The 26605-nt window shown below is 71.3% G+C and carries 28 protein-coding genes; 8 read left to right on the top strand and 20 right to left on the bottom strand.

What is annotated here, in order from left to right:
- Positions 1-56 precede the first annotated feature (56 nt).
- The 5 genes from ACZ67T_RS06210 to hisI form a co-directional block, all read right to left on the bottom strand.
- Entirely contained in the window at positions 57-479 is a 423-nt protein-coding gene (locus ACZ67T_RS06210) for a DUF2752 domain-containing protein (RefSeq protein WP_469982280.1), read from the bottom strand.
- Between the two features lie 141 nt (positions 480-620).
- Complete coding sequence (locus ACZ67T_RS06205) at positions 621-863, bottom strand: HGxxPAAW family protein (RefSeq protein ID WP_469981813.1); 243 nt, start codon at positions 861-863, stop codon at positions 621-623.
- A 143-nt stretch (positions 864-1006) separates the two neighbouring features.
- Positions 1007-1663 carry a TIGR02234 family membrane protein gene (locus tag ACZ67T_RS06200; protein ID WP_469981811.1) on the bottom strand — a complete coding sequence of 219 codons (657 nt, stop codon included), beginning with the start codon at positions 1661-1663 and terminating at the stop codon, positions 1007-1009.
- Positions 1664-1685: 22 nt separating this feature from the next.
- Positions 1686-3167, bottom strand: a complete 1482-nt coding sequence (locus tag ACZ67T_RS06195; RefSeq protein WP_469981809.1) for an anthranilate synthase component I — start codon at positions 3165-3167, stop codon at positions 1686-1688.
- A gap of 75 nt (positions 3168-3242) precedes the next feature.
- A complete protein-coding gene (hisI, locus tag ACZ67T_RS06190) occupies positions 3243-3617 on the bottom strand; it encodes a phosphoribosyl-AMP cyclohydrolase (RefSeq protein WP_100592257.1) in 375 nt (124 codons plus the stop codon).
- Positions 3618-3700: 83 nt separating this feature from the next.
- On the opposite strand from hisI, the gene ACZ67T_RS06185 reads away from it, so the two are divergent.
- A complete protein-coding gene (locus ACZ67T_RS06185; protein WP_469981807.1) occupies positions 3701-4336 on the top strand; it encodes a TIGR03085 family metal-binding protein in 636 nt (211 codons plus the stop codon).
- A 7-nt stretch (positions 4337-4343) separates the two neighbouring features.
- Here ACZ67T_RS06185 and ACZ67T_RS06180 read toward each other — a convergent pair whose 3' ends face one another.
- The 10 genes from ACZ67T_RS06180 to hisD all read right to left on the bottom strand — a co-directional run bounded on the left by ACZ67T_RS06180 (position 4344) and on the right by hisD (position 12079).
- A complete protein-coding gene (locus ACZ67T_RS06180; protein ID WP_469981805.1) occupies positions 4344-5594 on the bottom strand; it encodes an MFS transporter in 1251 nt (416 codons plus the stop codon).
- Between the two features lie 14 nt (positions 5595-5608).
- Positions 5609-6196 carry an ArsR/SmtB family transcription factor gene (locus ACZ67T_RS06175; protein WP_469981803.1) on the bottom strand — a complete coding sequence of 196 codons (588 nt, stop codon included), beginning with the start codon at positions 6194-6196 and terminating at the stop codon, positions 5609-5611.
- 129 nt (positions 6197-6325) lie between these two features.
- Positions 6326-7081, bottom strand: coding sequence for an imidazole glycerol phosphate synthase subunit HisF (gene hisF, locus ACZ67T_RS06170; RefSeq protein ID WP_469981801.1), 756 nt, complete (start codon positions 7079-7081; stop codon positions 6326-6328).
- On the bottom strand, positions 7078-7479 hold the full coding sequence (locus ACZ67T_RS06165) for a RidA family protein (protein WP_469981800.1): 402 nt from the start codon (positions 7477-7479) through the stop codon (positions 7078-7080). The genes hisF and ACZ67T_RS06165 overlap by 4 nt, the downstream gene beginning before the upstream one ends.
- Positions 7476-8204 (bottom strand): bifunctional 1-(5-phosphoribosyl)-5-((5-phosphoribosylamino)methylideneamino)imidazole-4-carboxamide isomerase/phosphoribosylanthranilate isomerase PriA, encoded by a 729-nt coding sequence (gene priA, locus ACZ67T_RS06160; protein ID WP_469981798.1) that lies wholly within the window; start codon positions 8202-8204, stop codon positions 7476-7478. The genes ACZ67T_RS06165 and priA overlap by 4 nt, the downstream gene beginning before the upstream one ends.
- Complete coding sequence (gene hisH, locus ACZ67T_RS06155) at positions 8204-8866, bottom strand: imidazole glycerol phosphate synthase subunit HisH (protein ID WP_469981797.1); 663 nt, start codon at positions 8864-8866, stop codon at positions 8204-8206. Before hisH ends, priA begins: the two co-directional genes overlap by 1 nt.
- A 20-nt stretch (positions 8867-8886) precedes the next feature.
- Entirely contained in the window at positions 8887-9051 is a 165-nt protein-coding gene (locus tag ACZ67T_RS06150) for a hypothetical protein (protein WP_165914440.1), read from the bottom strand.
- 3 nt (positions 9052-9054) lie between these two features.
- Positions 9055-9648, bottom strand: a complete 594-nt coding sequence (hisB, locus tag ACZ67T_RS06145; RefSeq protein ID WP_100592249.1) for an imidazoleglycerol-phosphate dehydratase HisB — start codon at positions 9646-9648, stop codon at positions 9055-9057.
- Positions 9645-10778, bottom strand: coding sequence for a histidinol-phosphate transaminase (locus ACZ67T_RS06140; protein ID WP_469981795.1), 1134 nt, complete (start codon positions 10776-10778; stop codon positions 9645-9647). The genes hisB and ACZ67T_RS06140 overlap by 4 nt, the downstream gene beginning before the upstream one ends.
- Positions 10757-12079 carry a histidinol dehydrogenase gene (gene hisD, locus ACZ67T_RS06135; protein WP_469981793.1) on the bottom strand — a complete coding sequence of 441 codons (1323 nt, stop codon included), beginning with the start codon at positions 12077-12079 and terminating at the stop codon, positions 10757-10759. Before hisD ends, ACZ67T_RS06140 begins: the two co-directional genes overlap by 22 nt.
- A 277-nt stretch (positions 12080-12356) precedes the next feature.
- Between hisD and ACZ67T_RS06130 the strand changes: the two genes are divergently transcribed.
- The 5 genes from ACZ67T_RS06130 to ACZ67T_RS06110 all read left to right on the top strand — a co-directional run bounded on the left by ACZ67T_RS06130 (position 12357) and on the right by ACZ67T_RS06110 (position 16490).
- The gene (locus ACZ67T_RS06130; RefSeq protein ID WP_469982279.1) at positions 12357-13871 is read left to right on the top strand and encodes an oxidoreductase; all 1515 of its coding nucleotides are present in this window, start codon (positions 12357-12359) and stop codon (positions 13869-13871) included.
- Between the two features lie 142 nt (positions 13872-14013).
- A complete protein-coding gene (locus ACZ67T_RS06125; RefSeq protein ID WP_469982277.1) occupies positions 14014-15009 on the top strand; it encodes a hypothetical protein in 996 nt (331 codons plus the stop codon).
- Positions 15010-15020: 11 nt separating this feature from the next.
- Positions 15021-15803: an LON peptidase substrate-binding domain-containing protein gene (locus ACZ67T_RS06120; RefSeq protein WP_329574149.1), complete on the top strand. Its 783-nt coding sequence runs from the start codon at positions 15021-15023 to the stop codon at positions 15801-15803.
- Positions 15804-15839: 36 nt separating this feature from the next.
- Positions 15840-16340: a Cys-tRNA(Pro) deacylase gene (gene ybaK / locus ACZ67T_RS06115; RefSeq protein WP_469982275.1), complete on the top strand. Its 501-nt coding sequence runs from the start codon at positions 15840-15842 to the stop codon at positions 16338-16340.
- A 75-nt stretch (positions 16341-16415) separates the two neighbouring features.
- Positions 16416-16490, top strand: a complete 75-nt coding sequence (locus ACZ67T_RS06110) for a 50S ribosomal protein bL37 (RefSeq protein WP_468979776.1) — start codon at positions 16416-16418, stop codon at positions 16488-16490.
- Positions 16491-16499: 9 nt separating this feature from the next.
- Here the strand turns inward: ACZ67T_RS06110 and ACZ67T_RS06105 are convergent, their stop codons facing one another.
- The 4 genes from ACZ67T_RS06105 to ACZ67T_RS06090 all read right to left on the bottom strand — a co-directional run bounded on the left by ACZ67T_RS06105 (position 16500) and on the right by ACZ67T_RS06090 (position 20858).
- A complete protein-coding gene (locus tag ACZ67T_RS06105) occupies positions 16500-17150 on the bottom strand; it encodes an AAA family ATPase (protein ID WP_469981791.1) in 651 nt (216 codons plus the stop codon).
- A 34-nt stretch (positions 17151-17184) separates the two neighbouring features.
- On the bottom strand, positions 17185-18018 hold the full coding sequence (locus ACZ67T_RS06100; RefSeq protein WP_469981789.1) for an ABC transporter permease: 834 nt from the start codon (positions 18016-18018) through the stop codon (positions 17185-17187).
- 60 nt (positions 18019-18078) lie between these two features.
- Positions 18079-19050: an ABC transporter ATP-binding protein gene (locus tag ACZ67T_RS06095; protein WP_469982274.1), complete on the bottom strand. Its 972-nt coding sequence runs from the start codon at positions 19048-19050 to the stop codon at positions 18079-18081.
- Between the two features lie 482 nt (positions 19051-19532).
- On the bottom strand, positions 19533-20858 hold the full coding sequence (locus ACZ67T_RS06090; protein WP_469981787.1) for an NYN domain-containing protein: 1326 nt from the start codon (positions 20856-20858) through the stop codon (positions 19533-19535).
- A gap of 307 nt (positions 20859-21165) precedes the next feature.
- Here ACZ67T_RS06090 and ACZ67T_RS06085 point away from each other — a divergent pair, with 307 nt between their 5' ends.
- Positions 21166-21345: a hypothetical protein gene (locus ACZ67T_RS06085; RefSeq protein WP_469981786.1), complete on the top strand. Its 180-nt coding sequence runs from the start codon at positions 21166-21168 to the stop codon at positions 21343-21345.
- 117 nt (positions 21346-21462) lie between these two features.
- On the opposite strand, the gene dnaE is transcribed toward ACZ67T_RS06085, so the two are convergent.
- Positions 21463-25002, bottom strand: a complete 3540-nt coding sequence (dnaE, locus tag ACZ67T_RS06080) for a DNA polymerase III subunit alpha (RefSeq protein WP_469981784.1) — start codon at positions 25000-25002, stop codon at positions 21463-21465.
- 225 nt (positions 25003-25227) lie between these two features.
- On the opposite strand from dnaE, the gene ACZ67T_RS06075 reads away from it, so the two are divergent.
- Positions 25228-26553, top strand: coding sequence for a DUF2252 domain-containing protein (locus ACZ67T_RS06075; RefSeq protein WP_469981782.1), 1326 nt, complete (start codon positions 25228-25230; stop codon positions 26551-26553).
- Positions 26554-26605 lie beyond the last annotated feature (52 nt).

Genomic DNA, 26605 nt, shown 5'->3' with positions numbered 1-26605 from the left:
GCGAAGGCTCCGCATCCGGTTGACGCCGGTCCCACTACCTGGACAAATACTGTTGATCAAGGATGGAGCCAGCCACCTGAGGGCAGGTTCCGGACAACCGTGAAGACAAGGACCACGGCGCCCACGGCCCACAGCTGGGGGCGTCCGAGATCGATCCGCACCGGCCGTCCCCGTACCACCCGTACGGCCCATACGACCCACAGGACGGCGAAGACGGCGTAGCCCGCGACGGCGAGCGCGTTGTCCCCGAGAGCGGCCGTGAGATCGCCGTGCACGAGCGCGTGGGCGCTGCGCAGGCCGCCGCACCCGGGGCAGTAGATGCCCGTGTAGTGGAGCAGCGGACAGGCGGGGTAGTGGCCCGGCTCGTTCGGGTCGACGGACCCGACGTACGCGAAGCCCGCGCCGACCGCGGCGAGGACGCCGAGGGGGACGGCCAGTCGCCGCAGTGAACCGCCGGCGCTGTCGGCGCCGCTCGTCAGGGTGGCCGCGGAGGTGTCCGTTTCGGCGTTCACCCGTGAATTGTGCAACGGGCCTGCCGGGTCCGCCCGTCGGCGGCGCAGAACACGCGAGAGGCGGCCCGGCACCAGGTGCCGGGCCGCCTCTCGCGACGTGGACGAGGCTCAGGCCTCCGCGGGGACGGCCTCGGGCGAGACGGCCGGCAGCGACTGCGGCTTCGGCTTGCCGAGACCCGCGGCGCTCATGGCGCCGCCGACGACGGCGGCGACGGCGAGCAGGGCCATGCCCGCCCAGAAGCCGACGGGGTCGCCCATCACCATGAAGGCGCCCGCGACGCAGAAACCGATGAAGGCGATGATGACACCGGTCCAGGCGGCCGGGGTGTGTCCGTGGCTGCTGTCCGCCATGGTTGCTCCTCGTTGCTCAATGCGTGGCTGATGCGCGGCCCCGTACCCCGCGCGTGGCACCGCGCTGGGTGGTGAGAGCCGGACGCTCTTGCCCATTGTCCCGCACTCGCGGGCATGGGCGGCACTCGGGGTCCGGGGCCCCGCTATGCCTCGTGTGTGGGGTCCTCGCCCCGGTCGAGGGCCTTCCACAGCTCCTCGGGGCGCTCGGGATCGACGGGTCGGGCCGCCTTGCGGGGCCGCGGGGTGCCGTCTCGCTCGTAGCGTCCGCCCATCGACGGCCAGGAGCGGCCGTAGCGCAGGGCGAGCAGACCGGCCAGGAGGATGAGCGCGCCGCCCGCGGCACCGACGTACGGCCAGACGGTGTGACCGAGGGAGCCGATGGTGGCGGCGGTGTTGCCGGAGACCTCTGCGGCCTTCTCGTCGAGGGCCGCGCTGTCGGTCGCGCCGAGGACGGCGGCGACGACGGCGCCCGCGCCGCTGAGCGCGAGGAGTCCGGCGACGAGCATGCGCCCGGCGCGGCGGACCGCGAAGACGGCGACGAGGGCCGCGAGCCCCACTATGGCGAGGGCCGCGGGTACTCCGGTGACGTCGCTGCCCTTGGCGGCGAGCGGGAAGCTGCCGCCGGGCACGGTCGCGGACCCGGAGGCCCACTCCTGCCGCGAGGAGAGCAGGGCCACCGCCGCGCCGAGGGCGCCGAACAGGAGCGCTGCGGCGAGGCTGCGGCGGCCGGTGCGCGCGGCGGCCGTCTCCGGGGAGGCGGTCCCGGCTTCGGTTCGGGGGGAAGGCACTGCGGAAGTCACCTCACCACTATCCCCCACGTCGTCAGGCGTCGTGCATCCGGTTGGCCGTGTGCACGGCGCGCAGCACGGCCGCCGCCTTGTTGCGGCACTCGGTGTCTTCGGCGACGGGATCGGAGTCGGCGACGACACCCGCTCCGGCCTGCACATATGCGGTGTTGTCACGCAGGAGCGCGGTGCGGATGGCGATGGCCGTGTCGGAGTCCCCGGCGAAGTCGAGATATCCGACACATCCGCCGTACAGACCGCGCCGGGAGGGTTCGAGCTCGTCGATGATCTGCATCGCGCGCGGCTTGGGCGCGCCCGAGAGGGTGCCCGCGGGGAAGCAGGCGGTGAGGACGTCGAAGGCGGTGGTGCCCGGGGCGACCCGGCCGGTGACGGTCGACACGATGTGCATGACGTGCGAGTAGCGCTCGACGGACATGAAGTCGACGACCTCGACGGAGCCCGGTTCGCAGACGCGGCCGAGGTCGTTGCGGCCGAGGTCGACGAGCATCAGGTGCTCGGCGCGCTCCTTGGGGTCGGCCAGGAGCTCGTCGGCGAGCGCCTGGTCCTCCTGAGGGGTGGCGCCGCGGTGCCTGGTCCCGGCGATGGGGTGCACCATGGCGCGCCCGTCCTCGACCTTGACGAGGGCCTCCGGCGACGAGCCGACCACGTCGAACCCGTCGAAGCGGAAGAGGTACATGTACGGCGACGGGTTGGTGGCGCGCAGGACCCGGTAGACGTCGAGCGCGCCGGCCGTGCACGGCGTCTCGAAGCGCTGCGAGGGCACGACCTGGAAGGCCTCGCCCGCCCGGATGCGCTCCTTGACGTCCTCGACGGCCTCCTGGTAGTCCGTGCCGCCCCACAGAGCGGTGAACTCCGGCAGTTCGGAGGGCGGGAGCTTGGCGGGGGCCTGGACGACGGGCCGGGAGAGGTCGGCCTCCATCGCGTCGAGGCGGGCCACGGCGTCCGCGTAGGCGTCGTCGACGCCGGTGTCGAGGTCGTTGTGGTTGATCGCGTTGGCGATCAGCAGGACCGAGCCGTCCCAGTGGTCGAGTACGGCGAGGTCGCTGGTGAGCAGCATCGTCAGCTCGGGGAGCTTCAGGTCGTCGCGCTCGCCGGGGCCGATCTTCTCCAGGCGGCGCACGATGTCGTAGCCGAGGTAGCCGACCATGCCGCCGGTGAACGGGGGCAGGCCCTCGTAGCGGGGGGTGTGCAGGGTCTCGACGGTGGCGCGCAGGGCGGCGAGCGGGTCGCCGTGGGTGGGGACGCCGACGGGCGGGGTGCCGAGCCAGTGGGCCTGGCCGTCGCGGGTGGTGAGCGTGCCGGCGGAGCGGACGCCGACGAAGGAGTAGCGGGACCACGAGCGGCCGTTCTCCGCGGATTCCAGGAGGAACGTGCCGGGGCGTTCACCGGCCAGCTTGCGGTACAGACCGACGGGGGTGTCGCCGTCCGCGAGGAGCTTGCGGCTGACGGGGATCACTCGGCGGTCGGTCGCGAGCTTGCGGAAGGTCTCGAGATCCATAGGAAGAGCTTAGGGCGTGTCCGGGCGGGTCCGGTGCGCCGCCCGGTCCGTGGAACGGGCGGCGCGGCAGTGGCCTCAGGCGCCCGTGCCGGTCACCGTCAGCTCGCCCGCGTCGAAGCAGGTGCGGTCGCCGGTGTGGCAGGCCGCGCCGACCTGGTCGACCTTCACCAGGAGGGTGTCCGCGTCGCAGTCGAGGGCGACCGACTTCACGTGCTGGAAGTGGCCGGAGGTGTCGCCCTTGACCCAGTACTCCTGGCGGCTGCGGGACCAGTACGTGCAGCGGCCGGTCGTCAGCGTGCGGTGCAGCGCCTCGTCGTCCATCCAGCCGAGCATGAGCACCTCGCCGGTGTCGTACTGCTGGGCGATCGCGGGGACCAGGCCGTCGGCGCTGCGCTTGAGGCGGGCGGCGACGGCGGGGTCGAGGCTGCTGGGCGGGGGCGTGCTGGTCATGGGGACCATTGTGCCGCGCCCCGCGGGCCGTTTCGGGCGGGCGTCCACTGGGCGGACCGGTCGGACGGCCGTAGGCTGGCCCTATGTCGACCCATGCGAAGCGTGAACGACTCCTCCTCGCCGATCTGTTGGAGGCGGCGGGCCCCGACGCCCCCACCCTGTGCGAGGGCTGGACCGCACGCGATCTCGCGGCCCATGTGGTGGTGCGCGAGCGCCGTGCTGACGCCGCGGGCGGGATCCTGATCAAGCAGCTGGCGCAGCGTCTGGAGCGGGTGCAGGCAGAGTTCGCCGAGAAGCCCTACGGCGAGCTGATCCAGCTGATCAGGACGGGCCCGCCGCGTTTCTCGCCGTTCTCCCTCAAGCAGATCGACGAGGCGTCGAACGCGGTCGAGTTCTTCGTCCACACGGAGGACGTGCGCCGCGCGCAGCCGGACTGGACGCCGCGCGAGCTCGACCCGGTCTTCGCGGACGTGCTGTGGGCGCGCCTCGAGCGGATGGCCCGTGTGATCGGCCGCAAGTCGCCGGTCGGCCTGGTCCTGCGCCGCCCGGACGGCCGCACGGCGGTGGCGCACAAGGGCGCGCCCGTGGTGACGGTGACCGGCGAGCCCGCCGAGCTGCTGATGTTCGCCTTCGGCCGGCAGGACGCGGCGCGGGTGGAGACAGAGGGCGAGAAGGACGCGATCGGGAAGCTGCACGAGGCGAAGCAGCTGGGCATCTGACGCGCGCTCAGGACGGGAGTTCGGCGCGGCGCAGGGGTGTGCGGCACAGACCGTAGACGCCGGCGAGGGCGCAGATCGCGGCGCTGGCCACGAAGACGGGGCCGGTGCCCCACAGGCCGACGGCCGTGCCGGTCAGCGGCATGGTGAGCGGGACGAGGCCGAGGCTGGACAGGCTCGTGACGGCGGTGACCCGGCCGATGAAGGCCGGGTCCGCGTGGGTCTGCGTGAGCGCTCCGCACAGGGCACCGCTGAGTCCGGCGAGCAGCCCGATGACCAGCGCCACGGCGACCGCGGCGGCGAGGTGCGGTACGAAGGCGAGCGCGCCGATGGCGACGGCACCGCCTCCCATGGTCCAGGCGAGGACCAGACCCGCGCGCGGCACCCGGCCGCGGACGGCCAGGAGCAGTGAGGCCGCGCCCGCGCCGACACCGAACCCGGCGACCACCGAGCCCATGCCGAAGGCGCCCCAGCCGCGCTGGTCGGCGAGGAGGGTCAGGCCGACGTTCAGGGGGCCGACGAAGCCGAGGTCGCTGAGGCCGATGACGACGACCAGCGGGGCGAGGACGCTGTGGCGGCGGATGTACCGCAGGCCGTCGGCGAGGCCGGTCGTCGTGGGGGCGTCGCTCTTGCCGCCCCCGTTGCCGGGCAGGTCGCGGATGCGCAGGGACACCAGGAGCGGCAGCGAGAGGGCGAACAGCAGTCCGGCCGCGCCGAACGCCGCCGCCGGGCCGCCGAGCGCTACGCCCAGACCGCCGAGGGGCGCGCCCACGACATTGGCGAGGCGGACGGCGAGTCCGCGCATGCCCTGGACCCGGGCGAGCTGGCCGCGCCCGGTGACGCGGGCGGGCAGTGCGCCGACGGCCGGCAGGAAGAGGGCGTCGACGGTGCCGAAGACGAGTCCGAGGAGGGTGAGCGGCCACAGGCCCGGCTGCGTCGCGAGGAAGAGCCCGGCGACGCCGAGGACCGCGGCGCTGCGCACGGCGTCGCCGGCTATGACGATGCGGCGCGGCCCGAGCCGGTCGGCGACCACTCCCCCGCCGAGCATCAGCAGGGCCCGGGGCGCCGCGCTCACCGCCATGACGAGCCCGGCCTGCGAGGGGCTGCCCGACCGGACGGCCGCCCAGGACAGAGCGACGTAGTAGATGTTGTCGCCGATCATCGAGGAGGCGTACGCCCCGAGCCAGCGCAGCACGTTGGCGTCGCGGTGGGCGGGCTTCTCGGGGGCGGGTGGCCGGGTCAGGGGCGCGGGCACGGTCATGGGAGACGGTCCTCTCAGGCGCGGAACGGGAAGCCGTGCATGTGCAGCGCGACGTTCTCGCGCCCTTCGGTGTCGCCCGCGGCCTGTGCGGCGCGGCCCTGCTCGTCGTACTTCCTGATGACGGTGAGCAACTCGCTCGTCAGCTCGGTCAGTTCGGCCGCCGTCAGAGGCATCAGGGCTTCGGAGTCCGAGGACGCGGCGCGCCACTCGGGGGCCCAGGTGGAGCGCTCGTCGAGGTAGCGGCGGTAGAGCTCGCCGCGCTGTTCGTGGAAGAGCCGGGTGGCCGCCTGGTGTGCCGCGGCCTTCTCGGGGGCGTCGGCGAAGTCCGCCTCGCGGATGCTGACGCCGTCGGACGCGGGCCGCCACCAGCGCTCGCGGCCGTCCCGCTGTGTCCCGGGCGCCTCTTCGATGAGCCCGGCGTCGGCGAGCTTGCGCAGGTGATAGCTGACCAGGGAGACAGCTCCGTCGACCTGCTCGGCGAGCTGCGACGCGGTGGCCGTGCGGGCGACGACCAGGGCGCGGTAGAGCTGCGAGCGCAGCGGGTGGGCGAGCGCCTTGAGGGTGCCGAGGTCCGTGATGCGGCGGGTCTGTTCGTCAGCCATGGCCCGAGACTAGATACGAAAGAAATATTGCGCAACAGAAATTGCGCAATATTTCCTGTGCGTCGGGCCGAGAAAAAGGCCCCGGCCGCCCTGAGGGCGACCGGGGCCCGAGAGCGTGCGCTCCCGGCGTCAGCGGACGGGGTGCCCCGCCTCGCGCAGCGTCTCCTTGACCTCGCCGATCCGCAGATCGCCGAAGTGGAAGACGGACGCGGCGAGCACCGCGTCGGCGCCCGCGCCGATCGCCGGCGGGAAGTGCTCCAGGCGCCCCGCGCCGCCGGACGCGATCACCGGCACGGTGACGTGCTTGCGGACGGCGGCGATCATCTCGATGTCGTAGCCGTCCTTCGTGCCGTCGGCGTCCATCGAGTTGAGCAGGATCTCGCCCGCGCCGAGCTCGGCGGCCTCGTGCGCCCACTCGACGGCGTCGATCCCGGCGGACTTGCGGCCGCCGTGCGTCGTCACCTCGAACGTGCCGGACTGCGTGCGGCGCGCGTCGACGGACAGGACCAGCACCTGGCGGCCGAACCGCTCGGCGATCTCGCGGATCAGCTCGGGGCGGGCGATGGCGGCCGTGTTCACGCCCACCTTGTCCGCACCGGCCCGCAGCAGCTTGTCCACGTCGTCCGCCGTGCGGACGCCGCCGCCGACGGTGAGCGGGATGAAGACCTGCTCGGCGGTGCGGCGCACCACGTCGTAGGTCGTCTCGCGGTTGCCGGAGGACGCGGTGATGTCGAGGAACGTCAGCTCGTCGGCGCCCTCGGCGTCGTACACCTTCGCCATCTCGACGGGGTCGCCCGCGTCGCGCAGGTTCTGGAAGTTGACGCCCTTGACGACCCGGCCGTTGTCCACGTCCAGGCAGGGGATGACCCGTACGGCCAGCGTCATGACGGTGTGTCTCCTCGGTACGCCTCCACCTCGACCTCGACGACCAGGCTCGGGTCGATGAAGCCGGAGACGATGATCATGGATGCGGCGGGGCGGACGGCGTCGAACAGCTGCTTGTGGGCCCGGCCCACGTCGTCCACATCGCGCGCATGGGTGATGTACATACGGGTGCGCACCACATGCTCGCTCCCGAGCCCCAGGGTCTTGAGGGCGTCGAACGCGGCCTGGAACGCGTTGAGCGTCTGCTCGTACGGCGTTCCCGCGTCTATGACGCCGTTCACCACGGACGTACAACCGGACACCAGGACAAGGCCGTTGGGCAGTTCGACCGCGCGCGAGTAGCCCACGGCCTCCTCCCACGGCCCGTCAGACCTGACCCTGCGTACGTCGTCGCTCATGACGCCACGGCGGCGAGCGCCTCTTCCAGCGTGAAGGCCTTCGCGTACAGCGCCTTGCCGACGATCGAGCCTTCGACGCCCAGCGGGACGAGCTCGGAGATGGCGCGCAGGTCGTCGAGCGACGAGACGCCGCCGGAGGCGACGACGGGCCGGTCGGTCACGGCGCACACGTTGCGCAGGAGCTCCAGGTTCGGGCCCTGCAGCGTGCCGTCCTTGGCGATGTCGGTGACGACGTAGCGGGCGCAGCCCTCGGAGTCGAGGCGCGCGAGCGTCTCGTAGAGGTCGCCGCCGTCGCGGGTCCAGCCGCGGCCGCGCAGCGTGGTGCCGCGCACGTCCAGGCCCACCGCGATCTTGTCGCCGTGCTCGGCGATGACCTTGGCGACCCACTCGGGGGTCTCCAGGGCGGCGGTGCCGAGGTTGACGCGGGTGCAGCCGGTGGCGAGCGCGGCGGCGAGCGTGGCGTCGTCGCGGATGCCGCCGGACAGCTCGACCTTGATGTCCATGGCGCCGGTGACCTCGCGGACCAGCGCGCGGTTGTCGCCGGTGCCGAACGCGGCGTCCAGGTCCACGAGGTGCAGCCACTCGGCGCCGGAGCGCTGCCACGCGAGGGCCGCCTCCAGCGGGGAACCGTAGGAGGTCTCCGAGCCGGACTCGCCGTGCACGAGACGTACGGCCTGGCCGTCGCGGACGTCGACGGCGGGGAGGAGTTCGAGCGTGCGGGACATCAGAGGGTTCCGATCCAATTCGTGAGGAGCTGGGCTCCGGCGTCGCCGGACTTCTCGGGGTGGAACTGTGTCGCCCACAGTGCGCCGTTCTCGACGGCGGCGATGAACGGCTCGCCGTGCGTGGCCCAGGTGACCTTGGGCGGGCGCATGTGGACGTTGCCGACCTCGAAGTCCCACTGCTGCACGGCGTAGGAGTGCACGAAGTAGAAGCGGGCGTCACTGTCGAGACCGGCGAAGAGCTCGGTGTCCTGCGGCGGGCGGACCGTGTTCCAGCCCATGTGCGGGACGATCTCGGCCTTGAGGGGCTCGACCGTGCCGGGCCACTCGTCGAGGCCCTCGGCCTCGACGCCGTGCTCGATGCCGCGCGCGAAGAGGATCTGCATGCCGACGCAGATGCCCATCACGGGGCGGCCGCCGGCGAGGCGGCGGTCGATGATCCAGTCGCCGCGCGCCTCCCTGAGGCCCTTCATGCAGGCGGCGAAGGCGCCGACGCCGGGGACGAGGAGGCCGTCGGCGTTGAGGGCGGTGTCGAAGTCGCGGGTGATCTCGACGTCCGCGCCCGCGCGGGCCAGGGCCCGCTCGGCGGAGCGGACGTTGCCGAACCCGTAGTCGAAGACGACGACCTTCTTGCCGGCCGTGCCGGCGGGCTTGGCTGAAGTCATGGCTGGCTGCTCCCTGCCCCTCAGTTCCAGTAGTCGAGCCGCAGGACGCCGGAGACCAGGCACATGGCCGCGGCGATGGAGAGCAGCGCGATCAGGCCCTTGGGCAAGCCCTGCTTGACGAAGGAGATGACGCCGCCGATCAGGAAGAGACCGACGACGATGAGGACGGTGTTGAGGCCGTTCATGGGTTAGAGAGCACCCTTCGTGGACGGAAGGATGCCCGCGGCGCGCGGGTCCCGCTCGGAGGCGTAACGCAGCGCGCGGGCCAGCGCCTTGAACTGGCACTCCACGATGTGGTGCGCGTTGCGCCCGTACGGGACGTGGACGTGCAGCGCGATCTGGGCCTGCGCGACGAACGACTCCAGGATGTGCCGGGTCATCGTCGTGTCGTACGAGCCGATCATGGGGGCCATGTTCTCGGGCTCGGTGTGCACCAGGTAGGGGCGGCCGGAGAGGTCGACCGTGACCTGGGCGAGCGACTCGTCCAGCGGGACGGTGCAGTTGCCGAAGCGGTAGATGCCGACCTTGTCGCCGAGCGCCTGCTTGAACGCGGCGCCGAGCGCGAGGGCGGTGTCCTCGATGGTGTGGTGCGTGTCGATGTGCAGGTCGCCCTCGGTCTTGACCGTGAGGTCGAAGAGGCCGTGGCGGCCGAGCTGGTCGAGCATGTGGTCGTAGAAGCCCACGCCGGTGGACACCTCGACCTTGCCGGTGCCGTCGAGGTCGATCTCGACGAGGACCGAGGTCTCCTTGGTGGTGCGCTCCACCCTGCCTACGCGACTCATGCGCTCCGCTCCTTCTTGATTGCGCGTACCGCATCGAGGAACGCGTCGTTCTCGTCCGGGGTGCCCGTGGAGACACGCAGCCACCCGGGTACGCCGTTGTCCCGGACCAGGACGCCCCGGTCGAGGATCTGCTGCCACACCGCGTGCGCGGCGCCTTCGCCTTCGAACCGGCCGAACTGCACGAAGTTGGCGTCCGAGTCGGTCACTTCATAGCCTGCCGCCCGCAGTTCGGTCACCAGGCGGTCGCGCTCGTCCTTGAGCTGCTCGACGTACTTGAGGAGCGTGTCGGTGTGCTCCAGGGCGGCGAGCGCCGTCGCCTGGGTGACGGCCGACAGGTGGTACGGCAGGCGCACCAGCTGGACGGCGTCCACGACGGCGGGGTCGGCGGCCAGGTAGCCGAGGCGCAGGCCCGCCGCGCCGAACGCCTTCGACATGGTGCGCGAGATGACGAGGTTGGGCCGGCCTTCGAGCAGCGGGAGAAGGGACTTCCCGTGGCTGAACTCGATGTAGGCCTCGTCGACGACGACCATGGACGGCTTGGCGGCCTGCGCGGCCTCGTACAGGGCGAGGACCGTCTCGGGCGGGACCGCGCTGCCGGTGGGGTTGTTGGGCGTCGTGATGAAGACGACGTCCGGGCGGTTCTCGGCGATGGCCTTCACGGACGCTTCCACGTCGATGGTGAAGTCCGCGCTGCGCGGTCCGGAGATCCAGCCGGTGCCGGTGCCGCGCGCGATGAGGGCGTGCATCGAGTACGAGGGCTCGAAGCCGATCGCGCTGCGGCCGGGGCCGCCGAAGGTCTGCAGCAGCTGCTGGATGACCTCGTTCGAGCCGTTGGCGGCCCAGACGTTCTCGATGCCGACGTGGTGGCCGCCGGTGCGCGTGAGATAGCCGGCGAGCTCGGTGCGCAGCTGGACCGCGTCCCGGTCGGGGTAGCGGTTGAGGTCGCGGGCGCTCTCGCGGACCCGCTCCGCGATCCGCTCGACGAGCGCCTCGGGCAGCGGATAGGGGTTCTCGTTCGTGTTCAGGCGTACGGGTACGTCGAGCTGGGGGGCGCCGTACGGGGACTTGCCGCGCAGCTCGTCCCGTACGGGCAGATCGTCGATGCCGGTCACTGGCCGGGAACCTTCCATTCGAACCTTGCCTTGATCGCCGCGCCGTGCGCGGGCAGGTCCTCCGCCTCGGCGAGCGTGACCACGTGGTGGGCGACGTCGGCGAGCGCGTCGCGCGTGTAGTCCACGATGTGGATGCCGCGCAGGAAGGACTGGACGGACAGACCGGACGAGTGGCAGGCGCAGCCGCCGGTGGGCAGCACGTGGTTGGAGCCCGCGGCGTAGTCGCCGAGGGACACCGGCGCCCAGGGTCCGACGAAGATCGCGCCGGCGTTCTTCACGCGCTGGGCGACCGCGGCGGCGTCGGCGGTCTGGATCTCCAGGTGCTCGGCGCCATATGCGTCGACGACGCGCAGGCCCTCGTCGACCCCGTCGACCAGGACGATCGCGGACTGCCTGCCGCGCAGGGCCGGGAGGATCCGGTCGTCGATGTGCTTGGTGGCCGCGACCTGCGGCTCCAGCTCCTTCTCGACGGCGTCCGCGAGCTCGACCGAGTCGGTGACGAGGACGGCGGCGGCGAGCGGGTCGTGCTCGGCCTGGCTGATCAGGTCGGACGCGACGTGCGCGGGGTCGGCGGTGGCGTCCGCGAGGACCGCGATCTCGGTCGGGCCCGCCTCGGCGTCGATGCCGATGAGACCGGTGAAGTAGCGCTTGGCCGCGGCGACCCAGATGTTGCCGGGGCCGGTGACCATGTTCGCGGGGGCGCAGGACTCGGTGCCGTGCGCGAACATCGCGACGGCCGTGGCGCCGCCCGCGGCGTACACCTCGTCGACGCCGAGCAGCGCGCACGCGGCCAGGATCGTCGGGTGCGGGAGGCCACCGAACTCGGCCTGGGCCGGCGAGGCGAGGGCGATCGACTCGACCCCGGCCTCCTGCGCGGGCACCACGTTCATGATCACGGAGGACGGGTAGACGGAGCGGCCGCCCGGCGCGTACAGGCCGACGCGCTCGACGGGCACCCACTTCTCGGTGACCGAGCCGCCGGGGACGACCTGCGTGGTGTGGGTGGTGCGGCGCTGCTCGCGGTGGACGATGCGGGCCCGGCGGATCGACTCCTCCAGGGCCGCGCGCACGGCCGGGTCGAGCTGCTCCAGGGCGTTCTGGAGGGCCTTGGCGGGAACCCGTACGGACTCCAGCTTCACGCCGTCGAACTGCTCCGCGTAGTCGATCAGCGCCGCGTCGCCACGATGATGCACGGCCTCGCAGATCGGACGCACCTTCTCGAGGGCGGCCTGAACGTCGAAGTCGGCTCGGGGCAGCAGGTCGCGCAGGGCAGGGCCCTCAGGGAGGGCGTCGCCGCGCAGATCGATTCGGGAGATCACGTGCTCAATTCTCGCAGACGTCACATCAGCGCCCGACGTCCGTATCAATGGCTGATACGGACCACCGCCCGAGACCGGAGGACGACCTTCACCAGTAGCGTTCAGGCCGTCACTCAGCGGGCATGAACAGTTGTACTAAACCCGCGAGTAGCGGAGCCGTACCGGGACGTGCGGGGCTCCGTGAGGATCCGGGGGTCTACGGGGAGGAAGACGAGTCGTGGTCGACGGTACCGGCTCCGGTGATCCACCGGACGGTCTCACGGGCGCCGAGATCGGCATGTGGCAGGCCTTCCGCAACGGCAGTGTCTACGACCTGAGCTCGGGCGACCCGGACGTGGACGACCCGCACGGCGGACACGCCTGGGGGCCCGGCCGCAGCGTGCGGGCGCGGATCGTGGCCTGGCTGCTGCTCGACGGACCGCCCGCGCTGTCGGGGCGTGTCGCGTCACTCAAGCTCAAGGGCGTACAGATCACCGACGTGCTCGACGTCGCGGGCGGCGGGGTCGTGCCGTACGTCGAGATGAAGCAGTGCCGCTTCGAGAAGGAGATCCTGCTTCCCGAGGCACGGTTCACCACCCTGCGCCTGGTCGACTGCTCGATCCCCCGCCTGGAGGGCGCCCGCGTCCACACGGAGGGCGATCTGCATCTGCCGCGCTGCCGCTTCCACAGCGGCGTACGCCTCACCGACGCGCACATCGGCACGGACCTGCTGCTCAACCAGGCCGTCGTGTACCGCGACCGGCGCGGCAAGTCGATCATGGCGGACGGCATGTCCGTCGGTCAGGACCTCCAGGCCGAGATGCTGGAGACGCACGGCGAGGTGAGCCTGCGCGGCGCGCAGGTCGGCGTGTCGCTCAGCCTGCGCGGCAGCCGGCTCTCCAACGCGTACGGGCACCGCGCGCTCAACGCGCCGCAGCTGACGGTCGAGCGGTCCCTGTATCTGACCCCCGCCGGTGTCGGCAATCCGCTCCAGACCAGCGGCACGACACCGGCCCAGGGCACCCGCGTGCAGCGCTTCGAGTGCCAGGGCGGGGTCCGGCTCGACGACGGCCGGTTCGGCGACGCCGTCGACCTCGACCAGGCGCGCTTCCACCTGGAGAACGACCAGGAGGTGTCGCTGCGCCGCATCCAGACGCCCGAGCTGCGCTTCCTGTGCGAGCGGCCGCAGCGCGGGCGGATCGTCCTGTCCGGCGCGAAGGTCGTCAACCTCGTCGACAAGGCGGCGAGCTGGCCGGGCCCCGGCGGTCTGCGCGTGGGCGGCTTCACGTACGAGAACCTGATCCCCTCCGGCTCGTTCCCGCTGTCGCGGCGCCTGGAGTGGCTGTCGGCCGCGACTCCGGAGTACAGCCCGGAGCCGTACGAGAAGCTCGCGGCCGTGCTGCGCAACAGCGGGGAGGACGCCGACGCGCGCGAGGTGCTGCTCGCCAAGCAGCGCCGCCGCCGCGAGACGCTGCCGCCCGCCGCGAAGATCTGGGGATACATCCAGGACTGGACGGTCGCCTACGGGTACCGCCCGGGGCGGGCCGCGGTGTGGATGGCCGTGCTGTGGGCGGCGAGCACGCTGGCCTTCTCCCACTCGTCGCATCCGCCCATCAAACCGGGCGAGTCGCCGAACTGGAGTCCGGCACTCTTCTCGCTCGATCTCATCCTGCCCGTCATCGACCTGGGCCAGGACGGCTACTGGCAGCTGCGGGGCGGCTGGCAGTGGGCCGCGACCGCGCTGATCCTGCTCGGCTGGATCCTCGCCACGACGGTCGCCGCGGGGGCCACCCGGCTGCTCCGCAGAAACTGACCGGGCACCCTCGCAATTTTTGCCGGACCACGGGCAACCATGGGCGCATTCCAGCCGTCATCCCAGCGCAACCATCAACCGAGCGACGGGGAGCGGGGTCCACACCTTGGCACTGCTGCGCGCCCTCATCCGCACCGCGCGGATGGTCCGCCACACCTCGGGTCTCGCGGCCGGCCTGCCCGCTGACGACGACGTCCTCCTCGATGTCCCCGACGAACGCCTCGCGCCCGCGCTCGTCGCCGCGGGCCGGGGCGAGTACGAGGCGGCCGCCAAGCTGCTCGCCGCCACCCGCGAGGCCGGCGAGTGGGAGAACAGGGACCGCTACGTCACCCGGCTCGCCGCCTTCGCCAGATCGCGCGGCGAATGGTTCGACGACTGGCGGTTCGCGGCGCCCCACGACCCGGACGCCCTCCTCGTCAAGGCCGAGCTGGAAGTCGCGCGCGGCTGGGAGTCGCCCGCCCGCGCCGAGCTGCTGCGCGAGGTGACGCCGCTGATCACCGCCGCCGCCGAGGGCGACCCCGGCGACCCGGTGCCATGGCGGGTCGCCCTCGACCACGCGCGCGGCACGAACGCCTCGCACACCGTCTTCGAGAAGCTCTGGGCCGAGGCCGTGCGCCGCTCCCCGCACCACTACGGCTGCCATGTGTCGGCGCTCCAGTACCTGTCGGCCGCCTGGTACGGCTCGCACCGCGAGTGCTTCGACTTCGCCGAGCGCGCGGCGCAGGACGCCCTGCCCGGTTCGCTGGTGCAGGCACTCCCGGCGCGGGCCGCGTTCGCGTACCTGACGAGCGAGGAGGGCCAGGGGCCGGCCGCGAAGGTGCCCCGCGAGCGCCTGGACGAGGCCGCCGATCTGGCGATCGCCCTGTCCCGCGAGTACACCGCCGACGACCCCTGGCCGGCCGAGGTCCGCAACCTCCTGACCTACGTGCTGGTCCGCCTGGAGCGCTGGTCCGACGCCCTGGAACAGCTGCGCCTGACCGGCCCGTACGCGACGTCGTTCCCCTGGGACCGGATCTCGGACGACCCGCTCGGACAGTTCCTGGAACTGCGCGACGGCGTGCGGATCGAGGTCGCCGCGGCCCGTACGCTCGGCGGCCGCGACACCGGTCGCGGACCTCTCGCCTCCGGCTCCCATTAGGCTTGACCGTCGTGACCACCGTCCGGCTTCCGCTCTTTCCGCTCAACTCGGTGCTGTTCCCGGGGCTCGTGCTTCCGCTGAACGTGTTCGAGGAGCGCTATCGCGCCATGATGCGCGACCTGCTGAAGACCTCCTCCGGGGGTTCCGAGGCTTCCGGCGACCCCGCCGACTCCGACGAGCCGCGGCGGTTCGCCGTCGTGGCGATCCGCGACGGCCACGAGGTCGCGCCCAGTGCCCCCGGCATGCCGGACCAGGCAGCGAAGACCGCCGCCGAGGCGGGCCCGGCCGCGGGCTTCGGCGACGACCCGATCAAGGCCCTGCACGGCGTGGGCTGCATCGCCGACGCCGCGACGATCCGCGAGCGCGCCGACGGCAGCTTCGAGGTGCTCGCCACCGGCACGACCCGCGTGAAGGTGCACTCGGTCGACGCGTCGGGCGCCTATCTGACGGCCGAGGTCGAGGAACTGCCCGAGGAGCCGGGCGACGAGGCGGGCGCCCTCGCCGAAGGGGTGCTGCGCGCCTTCCGCTCCTACCAGAAACGGCTCGCGGGCGCCCGTGAGCGCTCCCTGGCCACGGGCGCCGACCTGCCGGACGACCCGTCCGTCGTGTCGTACCTGGTGGCCGCGGCGGCCGTCCTCGACGTGCCGACGAAGCAGCGCCTCCTCCAGGCCCCGGACACGGCGTCGCGCCTGCGCGACGAGCTGAAACTCCTTCGCGCCGAGACGGCGATCATCCGTAATCTGCCGTCCTTGCCGGCCGGCGACCTGACCCGGCAGGCGACCAGCCTCAACTGACGTGGCCGGTCCCGACTGACGTAAGGCATGAGGACGTTGGCGAAGAAGTCCAAGAAGCAGCAGTCCGGGGGAACTCCCGCGACCGTGGCGCTCACCGCCGCGGGCACGCCCTTCACGACGCACGCGTACGAGCACGACCCGGCCCGTCCCTCGTACGGGGACGAGGCGGCGGAGGCGATGGGCGTCTCCCCCGACCGGGTGTTCAAGACGCTCGTCGCCGACGTGGACGGCGAGCTGACCGTCGCCGTCGTGCCCGTGGCCGGCCAGCTCGACCTGAAGGCCCTGGCCACGGCGGTCGGCGGCAAGCGGGCCGCGATGGCCGACCCGGCGGCGGCGGAGCGCACCACGGGCTATGTGCGGGGCGGCATCTCCCCGCTGGGCCAGCGCAAGAAGCTGCGTACGGTCCTGGACGACTCGGCGCGGGCGCACGACACGATCTGCGTCTCGGCGGGCCGCCGCGGCCTGGAGGTGGAGCTGACCCCCACGGACCTGGCGACGCTCACGTCCGCGGTCCTGGCCCCCATCGGCCGCGCCTGAGCCGCCGGCCTCCGGCAACCCGGAATCCCCGCCACCTCTCGACGCACGACATGTCCTCGGCTAAATACCGAGGACATGTCGAAGAGGACGCGCAAGCGGAAGTGGCGGGTCAGGAAGCACAAGGCCAATCACGGGCGCAGGCCCGCCTGAGCGCCGCCCTCAGGGAGCCGGAGGGTTGTCCTGCGGGTAGTGGATGTCGAAGTACGGGTCGGGATCGCGGGGCCCGAACAGGCCGGTCAGGCCGAGGTGGACGATCATCGCGGCGAGCGGCCAGGCGAGGAGCGCGCCCTTCGCGTTGAGTTCGAGCGGAGCGTCGAACGTGACGCCCTTGCCGACCTCCTTGGCGTGCGCCGCCACGTCCTGCGTCGGGCCGAGCCAGATTCCGAACCGCCAGGCGAGAAGCCCGCCGAGGAGTCCGCCGAGGGCCAGGGCGACGACGAGCGGTACGCCGCCGCGCTTGCGCCACAGGAAAACGGCGACCGCGCTGACCACGCCGAACGCGACGCCGAGCAGGGTGAACGTCCCGTCGACGCCGACGGCCTGCTCGCCCTCGGTGTCCTTGAGGTAGACGGCCTGCGCGTCCGCGATGAGCGGCACGTGCGGCGCGAGCCACATCCACAGCGCGCCCAGGAGCAGCCCGCACACGGCCAGCGTGACCGTGACGACGGCGGCCTCCCGCAACTCGGTCCTCATCCCTGGCCCGTCCTCCTGGTGCTCGTGAGCGTGCGACGGCACAGCACCCGCGGGCCCGGAGGCCTGCCAGGGGTCGTGCTGGGGTTGCTGGGGTCGTGGCGTCAGCGGTGCGGTCACTCTGCCATCGTGCCAGGCGCCCGCGAACCGCGCGTCACCGGACGGCCGCCCGGCGGTATGCCCAGGTCGCGAGGGCCAGCGAGGCGATGCCGACGCCCGCGCAGACACCCAGATCGAGGAGCACGACGCCCCAGTCCGGATGCGCCCCGAAGGTGCGGGCGAAGGCCTCGACGCCGTACGTCGACGGCAGCAGATCGCGCGCGTACTGGATGATCCCCGGCATCCGGTCGGCCGGCAGGACGCCGAGCAGAAGCGCCGCGGACATGCCCAACTGGCCGAGCAGTGTGGCCAGTTCGGGCCGCGGCGCGAGCAGCCCGAGTGCGGCGCCGAGCCCGGAGAGCGCGGCACCGGCGAGCGGGATGACGGCGGCGAGCACCCACAGGTGCGCGAGCGGGAGCTGGAACATGACACAGCCGACGACGGCGGTCACCACGGTCCCCGGCACGGTGAAGGAGGCGTACGCACCGGCGGCGCCCAGCACCACGGCGGCGGGCGGCACGGGCAGTGTCGCGTAGTGGTCGAGCCCGCCGGCGGCCCGCAGCTGCCCGAAATACTGCGCGAGCAGATTAAGAGCCACGAACGCCACGACCAGCACGCTGGACCCGGCGACAACGGCCTGGGCCTCCCGGCCCCCGTCCACCACGCCCCGCATCAGGATCATGATGCCGACGGACTGGAAGGTGGCGACGAAGAGCAGCGGGACCCTGGCGACGCGCGCCCGCGAGAGCTGAGCGCGGTACACGGCCGCGAGGGACGGCAGGAGCCGGGCCCTCGGGGCGAGCTCGCCGACGGCGTCAACCTCGGCGCTCAGCCCGCTCGCGCCCGCCCGGGCGCCGCCCTGAAGGACCTCAGCGGGTACGACACTCACGGTGCGCGACTCCTGTCGTGACTGTTCCGTCGGGTACTACGTCCATGGGGGCCGCCGTGTTCAAGACTTCACCAGCCCCTTGGCCTCGCCGCCGAGAGCCAGATACACATCTTCCAGGCTCGGCGTGGTCAGGGAGAAATCGTCCAGGGCGGCGAAGGCGGGGCCGCCGGTGACGGCGGCAACGGCGGCCCGCGCCTCGTCGGGGCCGAGCCGCAGCGACCAGCGGCGCCCGGACTCGACAGCGTGAGCCCGCAGCGCGGCGACGGCAGGCACATCGAGCGGTGCCCGCTCCCGCCACACGAGCTCGACACGCACCTCGCCGGCGACCTTCTCCTTCAGCCCGGCCGGGGTGTCGCACGCGATGACGCGCCCACGGTCCAGAACAGCGACGCGATCGAGCACGGTCTCGGCCTCGATGACGTTATGGGTGACCAGCACAACGGTGGCGCCGTTCTCGGCCCGCCGCCGGTCGACGGCGGCCCAGACGGCCCGCCGGGCGACAGGATCCATCCCCGTGGTCGGCTCGTCGAGCACCAACAGCGGCCGCTCCCCCACAAGCGCAGCAGCGAAGCAGGCAAGCCGCCGCTGCCCGCCGGAGAGCTTCTTCAGGGGCCGCGACGCGATCGCCCCGAGCCCCAGCTCCTCGATGACGGCGTCCCGCTCGGCGCGGGCCGTACGCAGATCGAGGCCCCGCAGCCGCCCGGTCGTCTCGGCGGCGAGCGACACGGTCAGCTCGTCCAGAGCGCTCGACTCCTGCCCCAGATAGGCCAGAAGCCGCGAGGCCCGCTCCGGGTACCGGACGATGTCGTGCCCCAGAATCCCGACGCTCCCGCCGTCGGGCCGCATCAGCCCGGTCAGCTGCCGTACGAGGGTGGACTTACCGGCGCCGTTCGGCCCGAGCAGCCCGAAGATCTCCCCGCGCCGGATCTCGAGGGACACCCCGTCGGTGGCCCGGACCGCAGCGCTCCCGGGCGCTCCGCGACGCCCGCGGGTGGCGGGATACGTACGCACGAGATCCCGCACGACGCACACCACATCCCCCCGTCGCCCTCTGGGGGCCGCCTGTGCCGTGCGCGTACTCACGAAGGACGAGACTACGGGGTCGACCCCTCCGGACGACGCCCGGGTAGGGACATGCCACCGAAAACGGAACGCGCCCCACCCACGCACACAGACCCGAGACCTTCGCCCCACCCGCACGAAGGACCCGCCCCGGCCCCCACCGAAACCGACACGCACCGCACGCCCCACGCACCCACAACCGAACGGACGCCGCACCCGCAACCGAACGGAAGGGGCCGGGCCGGTATGTCCGCCCGGAGTCGGCACACACCACTGACCCGCACGAAATCCGACGCCGAACCATCCAAGCGAGGACGGACATACCGGACCGGCCCCGCACCCCCCACCGGCGCGAGCAGGAGCCCAGACCAAGCCGGCACCCGACATGGGTCACCCGGCATCAGTTCCGACACCGCGCACCCTCACCCGGGGGGCACCCCCCCCCGCCCCCACTACTCCGCAGCCACCCGCTCCGCAGCGCTGCGCACATCAACCTCACGCCAGAACCCGGCCCGGATCGCATACCGATCGTGCTCGTCGATCTGATCGTCCTTATGCGCAAGGAGCCCGAACCGCGCGGCATACCGCAGCAGCTCCCCGTCGATGCGATGCGGCACCCGGGGATACATGCTGGACAGCTTCTGCAACTCCACCCGGTCCCCCAGCCGCTCCATCCACCGCCGGGCGAACACCTGCCCCACCTCGAAGGGGTCACCCCCGACGGTGGTGATGTCCTCCTCGCGGTCGGCCCACCGCTGCTCGGCGGTGGTCAGCTGCGCCAGCGTCGGCAGGGACGCCGCGTCCGCGGACTCCCCCACGACCCCGGGCCGCTCGACCCACCCCTTGTCGGACGACCACCGCAGCGTCGCGTTGGCGGGGTGCTGCGCGGGATGGACATGAGGATGCGCGCCGAGCCCAGGAGCGGCGCCGGGCCCCCGCAGTGCCGCGAGGTCCTTGGGCGTGGGCACACCCTTCCCCACGCCGGCCCGCTCGTCCTCGACCCCTCCACCGTCGCCTTCACGCGCGGCAACTCCGTGATCGACGGCGTCAGCACCCGGCGCGCCCCCCGGCCCCCCGCCGGAGACGGAGGCGCCACCGCCCCCCGGCACATCGGACAGATCCGCGGAGTGCCCCGCCGCGGAGGCGAGCGCCGACTCGGGCAGCGGCGCGGACAGAATCGCCGCGATCTCCGGCCGCGGAGCGGGCTGCGGCGCACAGATCCCGCTGACCTCCTTGGCCCGCACGGCCTTGGTGATCCAGGCCCGGTCGAGCACGCGCCGCTCGTCGGCCTCGGCGACGAGGTCCTCGGACTGGTTGTAGTCGCCGTCGGCGGCCTGCACGGCCCACAGATGCACGGCGACCCCGTGCTCCTTCGCGGCCATCATGCCGGGCAGCAGATCACCGTCGCCGGTGACGAGCACGATGTCGGAGCAGGCGCGGTTACGGGCGAGTTCGGTCAGCTCGGCGTGCATCGCCGCGTCGACCCCCTTCTGCGCCCACCGCCCGTCGCTCCGCGTCAGCGCACCGAGCCGCACGGTCACGCGGGGCATCACGCGGAGCCGGCGGTGCTCGGGCTGGGGCACCCGGTCCGGTGCCCCGTCGAACCAGTAGATCCGCAGAAGTGGCCGCTCGGTGTCGGATTCGGCGCGCTCACGCAGCCCCTGGATGAGGGCGACGTGATCGACGGTGATCCGGGACCGGGACGGCTCCCCCGCGAGGAGACTCGCGGCGGCCCCCAGCAGGTAACCGGCGTCCACCAGGACGATGCAACGGTCCACGCGATCCACCCTCTTTCGCTGAATTACCGGCGTCCGGAGGTCCCACGGTGTCGACGATCGCGGGTTCGCTTCGGGTTTCCTTCGAGTCTGCCCGACCACGCGGAGGTTAACGGCCCGAACTCGATCTTCGGCGTGGCGGATCGGACGAATTCCCGAAGCGGCCCGCTCACAGAACTCCCGATACGGCTCCGACAACGCCCTGACAGCGCTTATTACGCACGGTAATTCTCTGAAATGCGTGCCTCGTCAGCATATGTGAATCTGAATCCGGCCCTGGCCCCTACACCCCCCGCAGGAGGCAGTCACCATGGCCAAGAACAAGAACCGCAAGCAGAGCGACCAGCGCAGCCGCGCGTCCGCCTCCGAGCGAGCGTCCGAGCAGGCCAAGTCGGCCGGTATGGAAGCCCAGTCGGAGATGCAGTCGCAGGCTCAGGGCACCCCCGCGGATGTTGCCCGCAAGCACCAGCGCCGCTTCGGCCACAACTGACGCCTTCCGCAAGGCAGGTAGCCCTTTGGGCACACCGTGAGGGGCGTTCCCGGAATCTTCCGGGAACGCCCCTCACTCACGTGACCACCGACGCCTCAGGCCTCGCGGCCCGCCGCCTCAGCCCGCCAGACAGGACGGCCCGAGCAGCACCTTGAGGTCTCCGAAGAGCGCGGGATCGGGCTGCACGCGGTGCCGGTCGAGCCGCAGCACCGTTGTCTTACGGGCCCCTTGGAGCTTGATCCGCACCTCGCTGTTGCCCTTGTGGTGGCTCAGGATCTCGCCGAGCCTGCTGACCATCGGCGGGGTCACCTTCACCGTGGGGATGGTGATCGTCACGGGCGCGTTGGTCCCGGCGTTCGACAGGTCGGGGACCATGAGTTCCATCGCGACGAGGCGCGGCACGTCCTCGCGCTTGTCGAGGCGGCCCTTGACGAACACGACGGCGTCCTCGACGAGTTGGGTCGACACCAACTGGTACGTCGCCGGGAAGAACATGCACTCGATGGAGCCGGCCAGGTCCTCGACGGTCGCGATGGCCCAGGCGTTGCCCTGCTTGGTCATCTTGCGCTGGAGGCCGGAGATGATGCCGCCGATGGTGACGATCGACCCGTCCGAGTAGTCGCCGCCGGTGAGCTGGCCGATGCCCGCGTCCGCCTTGTCGGACAGCACGTGTTCGAGTCCGAACAGCGGGTGGTCGGAGACGTACAGGCCGAGCATCTCGCGCTCCTGGGCGAGGAGATACGTCTTCTCCCACTCGTCCTCGGAGAATTCGACGTCGAGCCCGAAGCCCGGCTCGCTGCTGTCCTCCTCGCCCATGCCGCCGAAGAGGTCGAACTGGCCCTCGGCCTCCTTGCGCTTGACCTGTACGACGTTGTCGATCATCGGCTCGTACTGTGCGGTGAGGCCCTTGCGGGTGTGCCCCATCGTGTCGAACGCGCCTGCCTTGATCAGCGATTCAGTGGTGCGTTTGTTGCACGCGGTGGCCTCGACCTTGTCGAGGTAGTCGGGGAAGGAGGCGTACTTCCCCTTCGCCTTGCGGCTGCGGATGATCGACTCGACCACGTTCGTACCGACGTTACGGACGGCGGAGAGGCCGAAGAGGATCACGTCGTCGCCCTGGGCGGCGAAGTTGTGCTCGGACTCGTTCACATTCGGCGGGAGGACCTTGATGCCCATGCGGCGGCATTCGTTGAGATAGACCGCGGACTTGTCCTTGTCGTCCTTCACCGACGTGAGCAGCGCGGCCATGTACTCGGCCGGGTAGTTCGCCTTGAGGTAGGCGGTCCAGTAGGTGACGAGGCCGTACGCGGAGGAGTGCGCCTTGTTGAACGCGTATCCGGCGAACGGCACCAGGACGTCCCACAGGGCCTGGATAGCCGCGTCGGAGAAGCCCTTCTTCTTGGCGCCGGCCTGGAAGAGAACGAAGTTCTTCTCCAGTTCCTCGGGCTTCTTCTTGCCCATCACGCGGCGCAGGATGTCGGCCTCGCCGAGCGAGTATCCGGCGATGATCTGGGCGGCCTTCTGCACCTGCTCCTGGTACACGATGAGGCCGTAGGTGAGACCCAGGGTCTCCTTCAGCGGCTCTTCGAGCTCCGGGTGGATCGGGGTGATCTCCTGGCGCCCGTTCTTGCGCTCCGCGTAGTTCGTGTGCGAGTTCATTCCCATCGGGCCCGGCCGGTACAGGGCCGAGACGGCGGAAATGTCCTCGAAGTTGTCGGGCTGCATCTGGCGGAGCAGGGAGCGCATCGGGCCGCCGTCGAACTGGAAGACGCCGAGCGTGTCACCGCGGCAGAGCATCTCGTACGTCTTGGGGTCGTCCAGCGGCAGGGAGAGCATCTCCAGGTCGACGCCCTTGTTGGCCTTCACCATCTTGACGGCGTCGTCCATGATCGTGAGGTTGCGCAGGCCGAGGAAGTCCATCTTCAGCAGGCCGAGCGACTCGCACTGCGGGTAGTCCCACTGCGTGATGGTGACGCCGTCGGTGTGCCGCGTCCAGAGCGGGGCGTGGTCGACGATGGGCTCGCTGGACATGATGACGCCGGCGGCGTGCACGCCCATCTGCCGGACCAGGCCCTCGACGCCCTTGGCGGTGTCGATGACCTTCTTGACGTCCGGCTCGTTCTCGTACATCCCCCGGATCTCGCCCGCCTCGCTGTAGCGCGGGTGGGCGGGGTCGGTGATGCCCGACAGGTCGATGCCCTTGCCGAGGACGTCGGCGGGCATCGCCTTGGTGAGGCGGTCGCCCATCGCGTACGGGTAACCGAGGACGCGCGCGGAGTCCTTGATCGCGTTCTTGGCCTTGATCTTTCCGTAGGTGCCGATCATGGCGACCTTGTCGGCGCCGTACTTCTCGGTCACGTACCTGATCACCTCGACGCGCCTGCGCTCGTCGAAGTCGATGTCGACATCGGGCATGGAGACGCGCTCGGGGTTGAGGAACCGCTCGAAGATCAGTCCGTGCGTGATCGGGTCGAGGTCGGTGATGCCCATGGCGTACGCGACGATCGAACCGGCCGCCGAACCACGGCCCGGGCCCACCGCGATCCCGTTGTTCTTGGCCCACATGATGAAGTCGGCGACGACCAGGAAGTACCCGGGGAACCCCATCTGGATGATGATGTCCATCTCGTACTCGGCCTGCTTCTGCCGGTCCTCGGGGACACCGCCCGGGTAGCGGCGGCCCATGCCGACCCGGACCTCCTCCTGGAACCAGGTGACCTCGGTGAAGCCGTCCGGGATCTCGAACTTGGGCATCAGGTCGCGCTTCTCGAACATGCCCGTGGTGTCGATCTGCTCGGCGACCAGGAGCGTGTTGGCGCAGCCCTCCTGCCAGGCGTCCGAGGAGTCGATGGCGTACATCTCGTCGGTCGTCTTGAGGTAGTAGCCCGTGCCGTCGAAGCGGAAGCGGTCCGGGTCCGAGAGGTTCTTGCCGGTCTGGATGCAGAGCAGGGCGTCGTGCGCGGTCGCCTCGTGCGCGTACGTGTAGTGCGAGTCGTTCGTCACCAGGGGCGGGATGCCGAGCTTCTTGCCGACCCGCAGCAGGTCGTCGCGGACCCGGCGCTCGATGTCGATGCCGTGGTCCATCAGCTCCAGGAAGTACCGGTCCTTGCCGAAGATGTCCTGGTACTCGGCCGCCGCCTTGACCGCCTCGTCGAACTGGCCGAGGCGAAGGCGCGTCTGGAGCTCACCGGACGGACAGCCGGTCGAGGCGATGAGCCCCTCCGACCACTGGGAGATCGTCTCCTTGTCCATGCGCGGCCACTTCTGCAGCCAGCCCTCCGCGTACGCGTCCGAGGACAGCTTGAAGAGGTTGTGCAGGCCCGTGCTGTTCGCCGCCCAGATCGTCTTGTGGGTGTAACCACCCGAACCGGAGACGTCGTCCCGCTTCTGGTGCGGCTGGCCCCACTGGATCTTGCGCTTGTTGCGCCGGGACTCGGGGGCGACGTACGCCTCGATCCCGATGATCGGGACGACCCCGGACTTCTTCGCCGTGTGGAAGAAGTCGTACGCCCCGTGGAGGTTGCCGTGGTCGGACATGGCGATGTGCGTCATGCCCATTTCATTGCAGGCGTTGAACATGTCCTTGAGCCGCGCGGCACCGTCCAGCAGCGAATACTGGGTGTGGACGTGCAGGTGCGTGAACGGCGGCTTCGACACGACTTCGGCCTCCAACGAAAACGGACGGAAACGGACCGGTGACGGGCAGCGGTCGGTCTCGGGGGACAGCTTGGAAGTCTACGGGTGGGCAGTGACAACCCGCGGGCACTCGGGGGTACGGTCGTGCGTTGGACACAGCAGCACAGCTGTCCCCCATGTCACGATCCACGGTCACCATCCGCCGTCACCCCCGACGGCACGGCCCGCACCAGGAGGCACCCCGCGATGTCGGTCCCGCAGCCCACCGCTGAGCAGCGCGGCGAGCAGATCCTCACCGTCTTCGACACCGCGTTCGGCGAGCTCCTGGCCGCCGACCCCGCGGCGTTCCGGGTCAAGTTCCGGAAGATGGCCTCGTCCGCCTTCGCGTTCTACCGCGGCACGGCGTGCCTGTTCTACGCGGACCTGGAGCGCGAGCGGCACGGCGGCCCGTACCTGGACGACCGCACGGGCCGGGTGTGGATCCACGGCGATCTGCACGCGGAGAACTTCGGCACGTACATGGACTCGACGGGCCGCCTGATCTTCAATGTGAACGACTTCGACGAGGCGTACGTCGGCCCCTTCACCTGGGACCTCAAGCGCTTCGCCGCCTCCGTGGCGCTGATCGGCTACTCCAAGGCGCTCAGTGACGAGCAGATCACCGAGCTGGTGGGCACGTACGCGGGCGCGTACCGCGAGCGGATCCACGCGCTGGCGACGGGCGCGAAGACCGACGAGGTGCCGCCCTTCACCCTGGACACCGCCGAGGGCCCGCTCCTGGACGCACTGCGCGACGCCCGCTCCCTGACGCGCTTCGGGCTGCTCGACTCGATGACCGAGATCCGTGACTTCGAGCGCCGTTTCGCGCCCGGCGGCGGCTCCATCGAGCTCGACGCGGCCACGCGCTACAAGGTCCTCGCGGCCTTCGACGGGTATCTGGAGACGCTCCCCGACTCGTCCCTGACCCGTCCCGACTCGTACCGCGTGAAGGACGTCGTGGGGCGGCGCGGCATCGGCATCGGCTCCGCGGGCCTGCCCTCGTACAACATCCTTCTGGAGGGCAACAGCGACGCCCTGGAGAACGATGTCGTGATCTATCTCAAGCAGGCGCAGACGCCCGCCGTCTCGCGGCACATCACCGACGCGGCGATCCGCGACTACTTCCAGCACGAGGGCCACCGCACGGTGATCTCGCAGCGCGCGCTCCAGGCACACGCGGACCCGTGGCTGGGCTGGACCGAGCTGGACGGTTCGGGGCAGCTGGTCGCCGAGGTGTCGCCGTACGCGGTGGACCTCGACTGGTCGGACATCGACGACCTGGACGAGATCGCGGCGGTCGTCGCCGACCTCGGGCGGGCCACGGCGACGATGCACGCGGCGGCCGACGACCTGTCCGGGCAGTCCCTGGTGCCCTTCTCCACGGAGCGGGCCATCGACGCGGCGATCGCGGCGGACGAGGACGGCTTCGCGGGCCTCCTGGTCGACTTCGCGCACGACTACGGCGCACGCGCGCGTGCGGACCACCAGATCTTCGTGGACCTCTTCCGCAACGGCCGCATCCCCGGCCTGTAGGCAGCAGGGGCCGGCCAGGCCCCGCTCCCGTAACTCACAGCGACCCTTTAGG

The organism is Streptomyces sp. NPDC107517, assembly GCF_055582645.1.
This window is presented reverse-complemented; position numbering and strand designations above follow the sequence as displayed.

Bases quoted from the DNA above. Each gene is read 5' to 3' on its own strand.
- hisI (WP_100592257.1), bottom strand. From the start codon at position 3,617: ATGACCAGCACGCCCCCGCCCAGCAGCCTCGACCCCGCCGTCGCCGCC.
- ACZ67T_RS06180 (WP_469981805.1), bottom strand. From the start codon at position 5,594: ATGACCGTGCCCGCGCCCCTGACCCGGCCACCCGCCCCCGAGAAGCCC.
- hisH (WP_469981797.1), bottom strand. From the start codon at position 8,866: ATGACTTCAGCCAAGCCCGCCGGCACGGCCGGCAAGAAGGTCGTCGTC.
- ACZ67T_RS06195 (WP_469981809.1), bottom strand. From the start codon at position 3,167: ATGGATCTCGAGACCTTCCGCAAGCTCGCGACCGACCGCCGAGTGATC.
- ACZ67T_RS06150 (WP_165914440.1), bottom strand. From the start codon at position 9,051: ATGAACGGCCTCAACACCGTCCTCATCGTCGTCGGTCTCTTCCTGATC.
- ACZ67T_RS06175 (WP_469981803.1), bottom strand. From the start codon at position 6,196: ATGGCTGACGAACAGACCCGCCGCATCACGGACCTCGGCACCCTCAAG.
- hisB (WP_100592249.1), bottom strand. From the start codon at position 9,648: ATGAGTCGCGTAGGCAGGGTGGAGCGCACCACCAAGGAGACCTCGGTC.
- priA (WP_469981798.1), bottom strand. From the start codon at position 8,204: ATGTCCCGCACGCTCGAACTCCTCCCCGCCGTCGACGTCCGCGACGGC.
- ACZ67T_RS06140 (WP_469981795.1), bottom strand. From the start codon at position 10,778: ATGGAAGGTTCCCGGCCAGTGACCGGCATCGACGATCTGCCCGTACGG.
- ACZ67T_RS06185 (WP_469981807.1), top strand. From the start codon at position 3,701: ATGTCGACCCATGCGAAGCGTGAACGACTCCTCCTCGCCGATCTGTTG.
- hisF (WP_469981801.1), bottom strand. From the start codon at position 7,081: ATGACGCTGGCCGTACGGGTCATCCCCTGCCTGGACGTGGACAACGGC.
- ACZ67T_RS06205 (WP_469981813.1), bottom strand. From the start codon at position 863: ATGGCGGACAGCAGCCACGGACACACCCCGGCCGCCTGGACCGGTGTC.
- ACZ67T_RS06130 (WP_469982279.1), top strand. From the start codon at position 12,357: ATGTGGCAGGCCTTCCGCAACGGCAGTGTCTACGACCTGAGCTCGGGC.
- ACZ67T_RS06165 (WP_469981800.1), bottom strand. From the start codon at position 7,479: ATGAGCGACGACGTACGCAGGGTCAGGTCTGACGGGCCGTGGGAGGAG.
- ACZ67T_RS06125 (WP_469982277.1), top strand. From the start codon at position 14,014: ATGGTCCGCCACACCTCGGGTCTCGCGGCCGGCCTGCCCGCTGACGAC.
- ACZ67T_RS06085 (WP_469981786.1), top strand. From the start codon at position 21,166: ATGGCCAAGAACAAGAACCGCAAGCAGAGCGACCAGCGCAGCCGCGCG.
- ACZ67T_RS06075 (WP_469981782.1), top strand. From the start codon at position 25,228: ATGTCGGTCCCGCAGCCCACCGCTGAGCAGCGCGGCGAGCAGATCCTC.